Below are 11,890 nucleotides of genomic sequence, written 5' to 3' on the forward strand. Positions count from 1 at the left end.
CGCGCAGAACCCCTAACGAGCTGCAGAAGAGCTAGAGTTGGACGTGCCGGTGAGCTTGTCCATCGTGCCCTGGAACTTCTCGTCGCAGGTGGACATGTCGGTCTGAGTCAGCGCGGCGGCGCGGCACTCACGGTACTCCTGCGCGCCGGGCATGAAGGCGAGGCCAATGCCACCGAGCAGGGTCATAGCGCCGTAGATAATGCTGACGCCTGCGGCAATGTAGAAGAACCAGGGGCCGCGGTAGATTGCGGTGCGCACAATCGCAATAATGCTCAGGGTAATGCCGGCGAGCGCGAAGAGGAAGAGCGCCAAGAAAAGCGGCATCGTGGAAAGCACGAAGGAAGACGCCGCAAAAATCACCAGCGCGGCAACAATCAGCATGAGCGAGGTGCGAATATTCGCTTTCTGCTGTTCGATGGGGTCGATGGGCTTGCGCGGCTTCTTGCCCTGAGGTCCCCGAGGCTGCGGCATCATGTTCTGCGGTGCCTGCTGCGGTGCGTTGTTTGGAGTGTTCTGCGGGGGAGTAGACATACCTATAAGGGTACCGCCCCGTCTGCCCTCGACCTATTGAGTATGTGGCCTATTGAGTTCGCGACCTGTTGAGTTTGCGCCCAGCAAACCCCGGTGAAGCCCTATGAACTCCAGTGAACCCCAGTGAGGATTCGTCCCGCCGGGGTTTCTTTGTGCTCGCCTTTGGGCTTTAGGCGTGTTGTGAACCTCTTACCCCCTTTGGATAAGGGTGTGAGACGGGTTATACTAGTCGGGTGCGAATTGTGGTTATGGTATCCGGCTCCGGAACGAATCTTCAGTCCATCCTCGACGCCGTAGCGGCGGGCGAGCTTCCCCTCGACATTGCGGCAGTGGGCGCCGACAAGCCCTGTCTGGGCATTGAACGTGCCCAGGCGGCGGGTGTACCCACCTTCCTGGTGCAGCCCGGCGACTACGCCGACCGCCCCTCCTGGAACCGCGCGCTGGAAGAAAAGATCGCTTCCTACAACCCCGATTACATTGTGTTCGCCGGCTTCATGCGCATTGTTGACGCGCAGCTGGTCGAGCGTTTCAAAAACCGCATTATTAACACCCACCCCGCCCTGCTGCCCTCCTTCCCGGGTGCGCACGGCGTGCGTGACGCCCTAGCGCACGGTGTGAAGATTACCGGCCTGACCGTCCACTTTGTGGATGCGGGCGTTGACACCGGCCCCATCCTCGCCCAGGCGGCAGTGCCCGTTCTGGATGACGACACCGAAGAAACCCTGCACGAACGCATTAAGGTGCAGGAGCGCCGCCTGCTCGTGCAGACCATCGCATCCCTGGCTGAATCTCACGGCACTGCATCTGACGGCGCTGCATCCGACAGCTAATTCCGCCCACTAGATTTTTGCGGCGGAATGAGCCGAGCTCACACCCCGCCGCCCACACACGTTCCGTTGTGGCACCCGAGTACCCCTGAGGGGAAGGTGCACAGCGGCGGGGAATACCCCACACATATCCTGTCTATCCGGGCAGGCTACGTCCATCCACCAGCTGTGCCGCCGAGAACCGGCGTGCACGTCTAAAGCATCGGAGTATTTGTGTCTCTCATTGAGCTCGATCGCGTGCCCCTGCGCCGCGCCCTCATTTCCGTCTACGACAAGACCGGTCTGGAGGAGTTCGCCCGCGGCCTGCACGAGGCTGGCGTCGCGCTGGTCTCCACCGGCTCCACTGCATCCACCATCGCGGCAGCAGGCGTACCCGTCACCGAGGTCACCGAAGTGACCGGTTTCCCCGAGTGCCTCGAAGGCCGCGTGAAGACCCTGCACCCGCGCATCCACGCCGGTATTCTGGCTGACCGCCGCAAGCAGGAGCACATCGACACCCTTGAAGAGCTGGACGTTGAGGCGTTCGACCTGGTGGTTGTGAACCTGTACCCCTTCGTTGAGACCGTCGCATCCGGTGCCGATCAGGACGCCATCATCGAGAAGATCGACATTGGTGGCCCCTCCATGGTTCGCGCTGCCGCGAAGAACCACGACGCCGTCGCAATTGTTGTGGACCCCGCCGACTACGCGCGCACCGTTGAGGCCGCTAAGAACGGTGGCTTCTCCCTGGATGAGCGCCGCCGCCTTGCCGCTGGCGCATTCGCCCACACCGCCGCATACGACACCGCTGTGGCTACCTGGACCGCATCCCAGTTCCTGCAGGATGAGGACGCTAACTTCTGGCCCCCGTACGCTGGCCTGGGCTTCGAGCGCAGCGAGACCCTGCGTTACGGCGAGAACCCGCACCAGCGTGCCGCCCTGTACGTTGACCCCGCCGCTGCCCCCGGCATTGCTCAGGCGGAGCAGCTGCACGGTAAGGCGATGAGCTACAACAACTACGTTGATGCTGACGCCGCTCTGCGTGCCGCTTACGACTTTGACGAGCCGGCTGTTGCCGTTATCAAGCACAACAACCCCTGCGGTATTGCTGTGGCAACCCCCGGTGCGGCTGACCCGATTGCGGATGCTCACGCGAAGGCACACGCTTGCGACCCGCTGTCCGCATACGGTGGCGTGATTGCCGCTAACCGCCCGGTGACCGCCGCTATGGCTCAGACCGTCAAGGGCATCTTCACCGAGGTGATTGTGGCTCCCGGCTTCGAGCCCGAGGCGCTGGAGATTCTGCGCGAGAAGAAGAACCTGCGCCTGCTGGTTCTGCCCGAGGACTTTGCCCGTGAGGCTATCGAGTACCGCCCCATTTCCGGTGGCGCACTCTTCCAGGAGGCTGACCGCCTGCAGGCTGAGGGTGACGACCCGAAGAACTGGACTCTGGTTGCCGGTGAGGCAGCTGACGAGGCAACCCTGCGCGACCTCGAGTTCGCGTGGCGTGCGCTGCGTTCGCCCAAGTCCAACGCTATTCTGCTTGCCGATAACGGTGCCGCCGTGGGCATCGGCATGGGCCAGGTGAACCGCGTGGACTCCTGCAAGCTCTCGGTGGAGCGTGCGAACACTCTCGGCGGCGAAGGTAACGAGCGTGCCCGCGGTGCGGTTGCCGCATCCGACGCGTTCTTCCCCTTCGCTGACGGCCTGCAGGTGCTGCTGGACGCCGGTGTGCGTGCTGTTGTGCACCCGGGCGGTTCGATCCGCGACGAGGAAGTTATCGAGGCGGCTAAGGCTGCTGGCGTAACCATGTACCTGACCGGTACCCGCCACTTCTTCCACTAAAAATTCGTAGCGGGCTCAGCGCGTGCTGAGCTGCCTGCCGTGAGCGGGGCATTCCGTGGTGAACCTTCTGAGGTGACCCCGGGGTGCCCCGCTTTTTCGTGCTTGCTACCTAGGGCGCCCGTAGGGCATCCGTATTGTGGGCAGCCGTATTTATAGAATTTTTGCTCTATTTTGCGCCGAATTTGCGCGTGAGGGCGCGTCAAGGGTGACCCGGATGCGCACGGATTGGCTAAAAGTTCGCTAGGATTAGGTTGTGCCTAAAGTCAGCGAAGAATACAAAAAGAACAGGCGTTCTCAGATTGTAGAGACCGCCCGCGAATGCTTCATCAAGCACGGTTATCAGAAGGCTTCGATGAGCGACATTATTGCGGCCACCGGCCTGTCTGCTGGAGCGATCTATAACCACTTCTCTTCCAAGGATGAGATTATCCTGGCGGCAGCCCGCATGGACATGGCGCCCTTCGACCGCATCCGCGCCGAACAGCCCTGGGACTACGTGTTCGGGTGCCTGAAGGTGCTGGACACCCCCAAGATTCGCCGTCACCTGCTCGTCACCTGGGGCGAGGCTGTGGCAATGCCGCAGCTGGCGACCGTGGTGTCTGAACAGCTGAGCTACCTGCGCGATCAGTCCCTGGAACGCTACCGCGCCTGGGGTGCCGCTGAGCTGGACTTCACCGAAGAAGAGCTTGAAGAGTGGCTGACCGTTATCGGTGCCGCGGTGCTGTCGGTGCTGACCGGTTACGTGGTGCAGACCCAGCTGGTCGCTGGCGGTAAGAAGGAGAGCGCTCGCGAGGCGTACCTGGAGTATGCTTCCGCTATCCTGCGTCAGGCGTAGGGTTTGTAGACCCGCTTAACCGCCGCCAATCAGCCTGCCGGAGTGTGTTCTATGCCCCTCGCTGGTGTCGCGCCGACGCCGTAAAAACTTCATCGTGATGCTTTGTAAAGCCCGTTTTCCTTCTCGAAGGAAAGCGGGCTTTACGGTATTATGAGGTGTAGCTCATATTTTTTCATTCAGGGTTTTCAACTGGAGGCGCCCGCGCCTCCTGAAGACCGCCCGGCGTACGCCGCGGCAACCCCGATGATGAGCGACCGAAGATAACGCAAAAACACTCCCAGGAGCGTAATGTCCGAGCAGAAGATCCTCGAGATGCCCCTCGCCGACCTCGACCCCGAGGTTGCAGAAGCCATTGAGCTGGAGCGCAAGCGCCAGCAGAACACCCTCGAGATGATTGCATCCGAGAACTTCGTCCCCCGTGCCGTCCTCGAAAGCCAGGGCTCGGTACTGACCAACAAGTACGCTGAGGGTTACCCCGGCCGCCGCTACTACGGCGGTTGCGAATTCGTTGACATCGTTGAGTCCCTCGCTATTTCCCGTGTGAAGGAACTCTTCGGCGCTGAGCACGCCAACGTTCAGCCCCACTCCGGTGCGCAGGCAAACAACGCCGTTATGCACGCGCTGCTGAACCCCGGCGACACCATCATGGGTCTGTCCCTGGCACACGGTGGCCACCTGACCCACGGCATGAAGCTGAACGTCTCCGGCAAGCTGTACCACGTTGTCGCGTACGGCGTGGACGAGTCCGGCCGCGTTGACATGGAGCAGGTGCGTGAACTGGCTCTGGCTGAGCGCCCCAAGCTGATTATTGCCGGCTGGTCCGCGTACCCCCGTCAGCTGGACTTCGCTGCGTTCCGCGCGATTGCTGACGAGATCGGCGCGTACCTGTGGGTGGACATGGCTCACTTCGCGGGCCTGGTGGCTGCGGGTCTGCACCCGAACCCCGTCCCGCACGCACACGTGGTCTCCTCCACCGTGCACAAGACCCTGGGCGGCCCCCGCTCCGGCTTCATCCTCTGCACCGAGGAGCTGAAGAAGAAGATTGACTCCGCAGTGTTCCCCGGCCAGCAGGGCGGCCCGCTCATGCATGTAATCGCTGCGAAGGCTACCGCGTTCAAGGTCGCCGCATCTGACGCGTTCAAGGACCGTCAGAAGCGCACCGTTGAGGGCGCACAGATCCTCGCGAACCGCCTGCTGCAGCAGGACATGAAGGACGCCGGCGTGTCGATCGCCTCTGGCGGTACCGACGTTCACCTGGTGCTCGTTGACCTGCGCGACCACGCCCTCAACGGCAAGGAAGCAGAGGACCTGCTGCACCAGGCTGGTATTACCGTCAACCGTAACGCCGTGCCGAACGACCCGCGCCCGCCGATGGTGACCTCCGGTCTGCGTATCGGTACCCCCGCGCTGGCGACCCGCGGCTTCGACGCTGAGGGCTTCACCGAGGTAGCCGACATTATCGCTTCCGTACTGCTGCCGAACCCGGACATCGCTGCGCTGCGTGCCCGCGTTGAGGCACTGTGCGCCAAGTACCCCCTCTACCAGGGCAGCGAGAACTGGTAGACCCATGAATGACCCCGTTCGCTCAGCATCCCTTCGTGGGTGCTGAGCGGGCGGGGTTATTTCGCCCTCATACTTTGGCCTCTCTACCCGCTAACCCGTTGAGGGACGTAGCGGGGGAGTGGCGCCTCTAGGCACACACCCTAGAACTCAACACACAGACCATCCGTTTCGGCGAACCCGCCGCAATCTATGGAAGGAAAAACAATGCCCCAGATTCTAGACGGTAACGCAACCGCCGCAGCCATCAAGGAAGAGCTGAAGGAGCGCGTCGAGGCGCTCAAGGCTAAGGGTATTACCCCCGGCCTGGGCACCGTGCTGGTCGGTGACGATCCGGCATCCCGCTCGTACGTGGGTGCTAAGCACCGCGACTGCGCAGAGATCGGTATTAACTCCATCCGTGTGGACTTGCCCGGTGACATCACTCAGGAAGAGCTCGACGCAGAGATCGACAAGCTGAACAACGACCCGGCGTGCACCAGCTACATTGTGCAGCTGCCCCTGCCCAAGCACCTGGACACCAACCGCGTGCTGGAGCGCATCGCCCCCGAGAAGGACGCTGACGGCCTGCACCCGACCAACCTCGGCAAGCTCGTGCTGAACGTTTCTGAGCCGCTGGATTCCCCGCTGCCCTGCACCCCCAACGGTGTCATTGAGCTGGTCAAGCGCCACGGCATCGACTGGAATGGTAAGAACGTTGTGGTGCTCGGCCGCGGCATTACCGTGGGCCGCCCGCTGGGTCTGCTGCTGACCCGCCGCGAGGTGAACGCGACCGCAACCCTGGCGCACACCGGTACCGAGAACCTGGATGAGGTACTGCGCGAGGCTGACATCATTGTTGCCGCTGTGGGTGTTCCGCACGTGCTGAAGGCTCACCAGGTCAAGGACGGTGCAATCCTGCTGGACGTTGGTGTTTCCCGTGCTGAGGACCCGGAGACCGGCAAGAAGAAGCTCTTCGGCGATGTCTCCCCGGAGGCCGCTGAAAAGGCATCCTGGGTTTCCCCGAACCCCGGCGGTGTGGGCCCGATGACCCGCGCGGAGCTGCTGGTGAACGTGGTTGAGACCGCGGAGCGCCAGGCGGCGTAAGGCTCGCAACATTTCAGAGCTAATAACTCAAAAGGGCGGTGCCCCGGTAGAACGATCTACCGGGGCACCGCCCTTCACACTGTCATCACAAGAAAAGGCAGATGCTAGAGAATCATCTCGTAGAAGTAGGCATCAGCAAGGTACAGGGTCTCTGCGTACTCGACGGGGCTACCTTCTTCGGTGTAGCCGGTCGCGCAGACCTTGAACGCCGCCTCGCCCACGGGAACCTGGTGGTTGAACGCCTCGGCGTCGGCGTCGGTGAAGAGCGCCGCGCTGGTGCGTACGCGGGCGTGCTTAATGGCGTTGGGGGTGTCGGCAAGCTGGTCTAGCGAGCTCATCGCACCGGACATCTCCGCCATCATGGCGTCCAGGATGCTGCTTGCGGCGGCCTTGACAAAGTAGGAACGCTCAAAGCCAATGACTTCGTGGTTGGCAAGACGCAGACGACGCACGAACAGCACCTGCTCGCCCACCGGCACGGATAGGTGGGTGGAAATCTCTTCGGTGGCGTCCACCCAGCGGGTCGCAATCATGCGGGTGGAGCCCTCAAAACCGCGGCGGCGCATATCGTCAACGAAGGTGTCCACGCGCGGAATGTAAGTGGCGTCGGTGCGCTCGGCAACGTAGGTGCCGGAGCCCTGCACGTTGTAGAGCAGGCCGCGTTCAATCAGAACCTTCAGGGCGCTACGAACCGTCTGGCGGCTCACCCCAAAGTTCTGCTGAATCATGCGTTCGGTGGGCAGCTTATCGCCGGGCTTGCCGGGAATAATGTAGCGCTGCTCAATGTAGTGGATGACCTGCTCGTACTTCGGGCCGGGAATCGGGGGTAGCTCGTAGCGGCTCTCAGTGTTGTGAGCGGTACTTTCGGAGGCGGAGGTGCCCGCAGAATGTGAGGGGGTACCGTGGTCGGTGGTCTGTGAGGAGTGTGAATTCATCACCCAATAGTTTACCGTTCAGCCAGAGAAAAAACGCGCACGAGTGAAAATTTCTCTTCCTTCAAACTGGCATAATTAAGACTATGCATTTTTCTAACACCCCTGCACCGCGCCCGAGCGGTCTGCTTCGCGTGGCGAGCGTGAATGTGAACGGTATCCGAGCCGCCTACAAGAAGGATATGGCGGCGTGGTTGGCGAGCCGTGACATCGACATTCTCTGCCTGCAGGAGGTGCGCGCCCCCGACGCTATCGTGCGTGAGCTGCTGGACGAATCCCAGTGGCATATTCTGCACGCGGAGGCTGCCGCGAAGGGCCGCGCCGGTGTACTGGTGGCGACCCGCCGCACCCCGAACTCGGCCGGTGAAGTCCTGGAGAATCAGCCGGTGGCGACCCGCTCGAATATTGGCGAAGAGTACTTTGACGATTCGGGCCGTTGGGTTGAGGCGGACTACGTTCTGCCCAACGGTAAGACCCTGACCGTGGTCAGCGCCTACGTTCACTCCGGTGAGGTCGGCACCCAGAAGCAGGACGATAAGTACCGCTTCCTGGAGCGCATGCTGGTGCGCATGCCTGAACTGGCAAAGCACTCGGACCACGTGCTCATCGTGGGCGATTTGAACGTGGGCCACACCGAGCTGGACATTAAGAACTGGAAGGCTAACCAGAAGCGTGCCGGTTTCCTGCCGGAGGAACGCGCCTACTTTGACCGCTTCTTCGGCGATATCGGCTACCGCGATGTGGCTCGTGAGCTGGCGGGTCAGGTGCCCGGCCCCTACACCTGGTGGTCTTACCGCGGTAAGGCGTTCGATAATGACGCAGGCTGGCGTATCGACTACCACATGGCGACCCCGGCGCTCGCCGAAAGCGCCGTGGAAGCGGTCGTGGACCGCGCGGCAAGCTACGACGAGCGTTTCAGCGATCACGCGCCGCTCGTGGTTGACTACCGCATCGGTGAGTAAGACGCGGACCCACCTACAGATAAGTTTTTGAAGATGTGCTGCACCGTCCGCAGCACCGCACAGGAAGAACTGCACAGGAAATAACTATGGCAGACGAAAAGAAGCAGGATAAGTCCCTCATCCCTAACGCCTCTCAGCAGAAGGCACGTATCTACTCGGGTGCGCAGCCGTCGGCTGATTCGATGCACCTGGGTAACTACATTGGTGCTGTGAACAACTGGGTGGCGTTGCAGGACGACCCGAATAACGAATGTCTGTTCTTTATCCCGGATATGCACGCCATCACCGTTCCTCAGAACCCCGAGGAGCTGCGTGAGCGTACCCGCCTGACCGCGGCGCAGTATATCGCCTCCGGCATTGACCCGACCCGCACCCCGCTGTTCGTGCAGTCGCACGTGCCCGAGCACGCCCAGCTGGCGTGGGTTCTGAACTGCTTCACCGGCTTCGGCGAGGCCTCCCGTATGACCCAGTTCAAGGACAAGTCCCAGAAGCAGGGCGCCGAGAACGCCTCCGTGGGCCTGTTCACCTACCCGATTCTGATGGCTGCCGACATCCTGCTCTACCAGGTGGACGGCGTGCCCGTGGGTGAGGACCAGCGTCAGCACCTGGAGCTGACCCGTAACCTGGCTCAGCGTTTCAACTCCCGTTTCGGTGAGACCTTCGTGGTGCCCGAGCCGGTGATTCTGAAGGAAACCGCCAAGATTTACGACCTGCAGGACCCGACCTCGAAGATGTCCAAGTCGGCGGCATCCGACAAGGGCCTCATCAAGCTGCTGGACACCCCCAAGGTTACCCAGAAGAAGATTAAGTCCGCCGTGACCGACGACGGCTCCGTCATCGCCTACGACCGCGAGGCCAAGCCCGGCGTGTCCAACCTGCTCTCTATCTACTCGGCCATGACCGGCGAGAGCATCGACGAGATTGTGGCACGCTACGAGGGCAAGATGTACGGCCACCTGAAGGTCGACCTGGCCGATATCGTGGTGGACCGCCTGGCTCCGGTGCGCGAGCGCACCCTCGAGCTGATGGACGACCCCGCTGAGCTGGACCGCCTGCTGGCCGTGGGTGCCTCCGCCGCCCGCGAGATCGCTACGGTCACCATTGAGAACGTGTACAAGAAGGTTGGCTTCCTGCCTGCCGCCGCAATCTAGCGCGCTGTTCAGCCAGTCCGGCTGAGACGCCGCATTACCTGCACGATTGAGATGACAGCACAAGAGAACTCTTCGAGCCCCACGACGGCTCCTGTATCCCCGACCCTGAAACCCGGTCACCGCTACCTGAGCGTTATTGCGCATGTGAGCGGTGAGAATGTTCAGCGCCTGGAAGAGTGGAAGCGCGCGGTAGCCGGTGGTGCGGTGGCGCCTATCAGCACCCACGTGACCGTGTACCTGACGGAGCTGAACGAGTCTCTAATGGCTGAGGTGCACTCCCCGCAGTTCCGCGAGGCGCTGGACACGCCGCGTTTTGAGGCGCGCTGGGGTTCGGTGCACTCCTTCCGCCCGGTCACCGAGGTGGAGTACCTGAACCTGGAGGCGGGCAAGGCCGAGTTCGAGCAGATTCACCAGAAGCTGGTTGAGCTATTCGGTGCCGGCGCGGCGTCCTTCCCCTACGTGCCGCACGTGACCCTGGGTCACGGGCTCACGGAAGAGCAGGTGGCGAACGCCCGTGAGGTGTTTGATGCTCTGCCCGCCGAGCAGCGCACCTTCACCGTGGATCACCTACACTGCTACTCCTATGACGGGCAGGACTGGGAAGAGATGACGGTTCTGCCGTTGCGCTAGTAGCTGGCGTATAAACGTAAAGAGAGATGCGACCGATAAGTTATCGGTCGCATCTCTCTTTACGTTTTCGCTAGGTTTGCCTCAGCGTGAGAGCCCTAGTGGGAGTGGCCCTCGTGAGCCTCGCCAGACTCGTGCGCATCAGCGGAAGCCGAGGAGGAAGCAGAGCCGTGCGCTTCAGCGCCGTGTGCCTCAGCCTCAACCGGTGCAGCGTTCGAGGAAGAGACACCCAGAATCTCGTTCGGGGTCTTCGGAAGCTCCACGCTCATCAGCTCCTTCGGCGCTGCCGGGTTCGACAGAGATACCGCAATGAGCTTCTTGGTCGCCGGGTCGGTCACGTAGGCGGTCTTACCGTCCACCCACAGTGCCGGACGCTCATCCTGCCACGTCTCAGACTCGGTCCACGCCTCCATTAGCTGTACGGATCCCAGCTCAGTGCCGGTCGCCGGATCGAAGACGCGCAGCTTACCGTCGGTGGTCAGCAGTAGCGCCTCACCCTGGGGGCCGCGAGCCAGCGAACGGAAGGTGTAGCTCACGCCAGAAGGCAGGGAGTAGACGGTGCGGGTTGCCGCAACGGTGTCGATAATGGAGAACTTCTCGGGGCGCTCCAGCTTAGCGTCCTTGTCGGTCTTGTAGTCCGCCAGAACGTACTGGGAGTCAGCCTTGCCAGCCTGGTTACCGGAACGCGAGTACGGGTCCTCGGGATTGGTGATCTTGGTGAATTTGCCGTCCTTGTAGATCAGCGCGCCGTCGGTGCAGCCGATGGAGAACGCGCCGTCCTTGGCGATAGCTTCACCGTGAACGCCGGGGCAGGCGGGGCTCTCGGTGACGGTCTTGCCCTGAGCATCCACAACAGCGGCGCCGGTGCGGGTCTTCGAGTCGCCGACCGCTACCAGGTACTGGTCGTTGGGCAGCGGGATTGCGAAGCCGTGGTGCGGCTTCGGCAGGGTGACGGTGGTGGTCTCCAGGGAGGAGGCGGTGCGCTTGTCATGGGTCAGCTTCGCCGGATCGTACACGGCGAAGGAGCCGGTGCCGTCAGCGAATGCCGCGACCTTGCCGTTGTCCTTGATGACGTGACCGGTGTGGTCAGCCGCCAGAGACAGCGAAGACAGCGACGGGGAAGTGGTGTAGTAGTGCGAGTGGTCGCCGTGCGCTACGGACCATACGCCGGTGTCCAGGAAGGTGTAGCTGTTGCCGTCTGCAACGACGAGGTGGCGGTTATCGCCAGCGTCGGAGAGGCGCAGGAAGCCTTCCTTGGGGATGTCTGCGAGCAGCTTCATGTCCTTGGCATCATAGACGAGCACGCCACCGTCGTAGGTGATGGCGACGCGACTTGCCGCGCCCTTGCCTTCGGTGATGGGGGCGGGGGTTGCGCTCGCGGAGGTGGAGGCGCTGGGGCTGGTCTGTGTATTCTGGCCGGTCTGGGTGGTCTGGGAGCCGCATGCGGTCAGGGCGAGGGCGGCTACTGCGCCGAGTGCGCCGGCGCGGGTGAGGAAAAACTTACGGGTCATGTGCATGCACCAAGACTAACATGAGAATGGTTCTCTATAGTGGT

11 protein-coding genes are annotated in these 11,890 nt (G+C 62.1%); 8 read left to right on the forward strand and 3 right to left on the reverse strand.

The window, feature by feature from the left end; translation table 11 throughout:
- Nucleotides 1–12: 12 nt before the first annotated feature.
- Nucleotides 13–531: a 4-hydroxyphenylpyruvate dioxygenase gene (locus HMPREF2836_RS00340; protein ID WP_070628994.1), complete on the reverse strand. Its 519-nt coding sequence runs from the start codon at nucleotides 529–531 to the stop codon at nucleotides 13–15.
- A gap of 248 nt (nucleotides 532–779) precedes the next feature.
- Here HMPREF2836_RS00340 and purN point away from each other — a divergent pair, with 248 nt between their 5' ends.
- The 5 genes from purN (at nucleotide 780) to HMPREF2836_RS00365 (ending at nucleotide 6,663) form a co-directional block, all read left to right on the forward strand.
- Entirely contained in the window at nucleotides 780–1,361 is a 582-nt protein-coding gene (gene purN / locus HMPREF2836_RS00345) for a phosphoribosylglycinamide formyltransferase (RefSeq protein ID WP_049352241.1), read from the forward strand.
- A 210-nt stretch (nucleotides 1,362–1,571) separates the two neighbouring features.
- On the forward strand, nucleotides 1,572–3,182 hold the full coding sequence (gene purH, locus HMPREF2836_RS00350) for a bifunctional phosphoribosylaminoimidazolecarboxamide formyltransferase/IMP cyclohydrolase (protein ID WP_070628996.1): 1,611 nt from the start codon (nucleotides 1,572–1,574) through the stop codon (nucleotides 3,180–3,182).
- A gap of 253 nt (nucleotides 3,183–3,435) precedes the next feature.
- Nucleotides 3,436–4,017: a TetR/AcrR family transcriptional regulator gene (locus tag HMPREF2836_RS00355; RefSeq protein ID WP_005506809.1), complete on the forward strand. Its 582-nt coding sequence runs from the start codon at nucleotides 3,436–3,438 to the stop codon at nucleotides 4,015–4,017.
- Nucleotides 4,018–4,305: 288 nt separating this feature from the next.
- Nucleotides 4,306–5,580, forward strand: a complete 1,275-nt coding sequence (glyA, locus tag HMPREF2836_RS00360) for a serine hydroxymethyltransferase (protein WP_005506810.1) — start codon at nucleotides 4,306–4,308, stop codon at nucleotides 5,578–5,580.
- 204 nt (nucleotides 5,581–5,784) lie between these two features.
- Complete coding sequence (locus tag HMPREF2836_RS00365) at nucleotides 5,785–6,663, forward strand: bifunctional methylenetetrahydrofolate dehydrogenase/methenyltetrahydrofolate cyclohydrolase (protein ID WP_005506812.1); 879 nt, start codon at nucleotides 5,785–5,787, stop codon at nucleotides 6,661–6,663.
- A gap of 104 nt (nucleotides 6,664–6,767) precedes the next feature.
- Here HMPREF2836_RS00365 and HMPREF2836_RS00370 read toward each other — a convergent pair whose 3' ends face one another.
- Nucleotides 6,768–7,601: a GntR family transcriptional regulator gene (locus tag HMPREF2836_RS00370; protein WP_070542580.1), complete on the reverse strand. Its 834-nt coding sequence runs from the start codon at nucleotides 7,599–7,601 to the stop codon at nucleotides 6,768–6,770.
- An 80-nt stretch (nucleotides 7,602–7,681) separates the two neighbouring features.
- Here HMPREF2836_RS00370 and HMPREF2836_RS00375 point away from each other — a divergent pair, with 80 nt between their 5' ends.
- The 3 genes from HMPREF2836_RS00375 (at nucleotide 7,682) to HMPREF2836_RS00385 (ending at nucleotide 10,338) form a co-directional block, all read left to right on the forward strand.
- Nucleotides 7,682–8,557, forward strand: a complete 876-nt coding sequence (locus HMPREF2836_RS00375) for an exodeoxyribonuclease III (protein WP_005506814.1) — start codon at nucleotides 7,682–7,684, stop codon at nucleotides 8,555–8,557.
- Nucleotides 8,558–8,643: 86 nt separating this feature from the next.
- Nucleotides 8,644–9,708 carry a tryptophan--tRNA ligase gene (trpS, locus tag HMPREF2836_RS00380; RefSeq protein WP_049362031.1) on the forward strand — a complete coding sequence of 355 codons (1,065 nt, stop codon included), beginning with the start codon at nucleotides 8,644–8,646 and terminating at the stop codon, nucleotides 9,706–9,708.
- A gap of 51 nt (nucleotides 9,709–9,759) precedes the next feature.
- Entirely contained in the window at nucleotides 9,760–10,338 is a 579-nt protein-coding gene (locus tag HMPREF2836_RS00385; protein ID WP_049362032.1) for a 2'-5' RNA ligase family protein, read from the forward strand.
- A gap of 95 nt (nucleotides 10,339–10,433) precedes the next feature.
- On the opposite strand, the gene HMPREF2836_RS00390 is transcribed toward HMPREF2836_RS00385, so the two are convergent.
- Nucleotides 10,434–11,846 (reverse strand): hypothetical protein, encoded by a 1,413-nt coding sequence (locus HMPREF2836_RS00390; protein WP_371440852.1) that lies wholly within the window; start codon nucleotides 11,844–11,846, stop codon nucleotides 10,434–10,436.
- Between the last annotated feature and the right edge of the window lie 44 nt (nucleotides 11,847–11,890).

It is taken from the genome of Rothia sp. HMSC065C12 (assembly GCF_001812085.1).
GTDB lineage: Bacteria > Actinomycetota > Actinomycetes > Actinomycetales > Micrococcaceae > Rothia > Rothia mucilaginosa.

Excerpts from the sequence above, each read along its gene's own strand:
- purN (WP_049352241.1), top strand. The coding sequence starts at position 780 with ATGGTATCCGGCTCCGGAACGAATCTTCAGTCCATCCTCGACGCCGTA.
- glyA (WP_005506810.1), top strand. The coding sequence starts at position 4,306 with ATGTCCGAGCAGAAGATCCTCGAGATGCCCCTCGCCGACCTCGACCCC.
- HMPREF2836_RS00365 (WP_005506812.1), top strand. The coding sequence starts at position 5,785 with ATGCCCCAGATTCTAGACGGTAACGCAACCGCCGCAGCCATCAAGGAA.
- trpS (WP_049362031.1), top strand. The coding sequence starts at position 8,644 with ATGGCAGACGAAAAGAAGCAGGATAAGTCCCTCATCCCTAACGCCTCT.
- HMPREF2836_RS00390 (WP_371440852.1), bottom strand. The coding sequence starts at position 11,846 with ATGACCCGTAAGTTTTTCCTCACCCGCGCCGGCGCACTCGGCGCAGTA.
- HMPREF2836_RS00340 (WP_070628994.1), bottom strand. The coding sequence starts at position 531 with ATGTCTACTCCCCCGCAGAACACTCCAAACAACGCACCGCAGCAGGCA.
- HMPREF2836_RS00375 (WP_005506814.1), top strand. The coding sequence starts at position 7,682 with ATGCATTTTTCTAACACCCCTGCACCGCGCCCGAGCGGTCTGCTTCGC.
- HMPREF2836_RS00385 (WP_049362032.1), top strand. The coding sequence starts at position 9,760 with ATGACAGCACAAGAGAACTCTTCGAGCCCCACGACGGCTCCTGTATCC.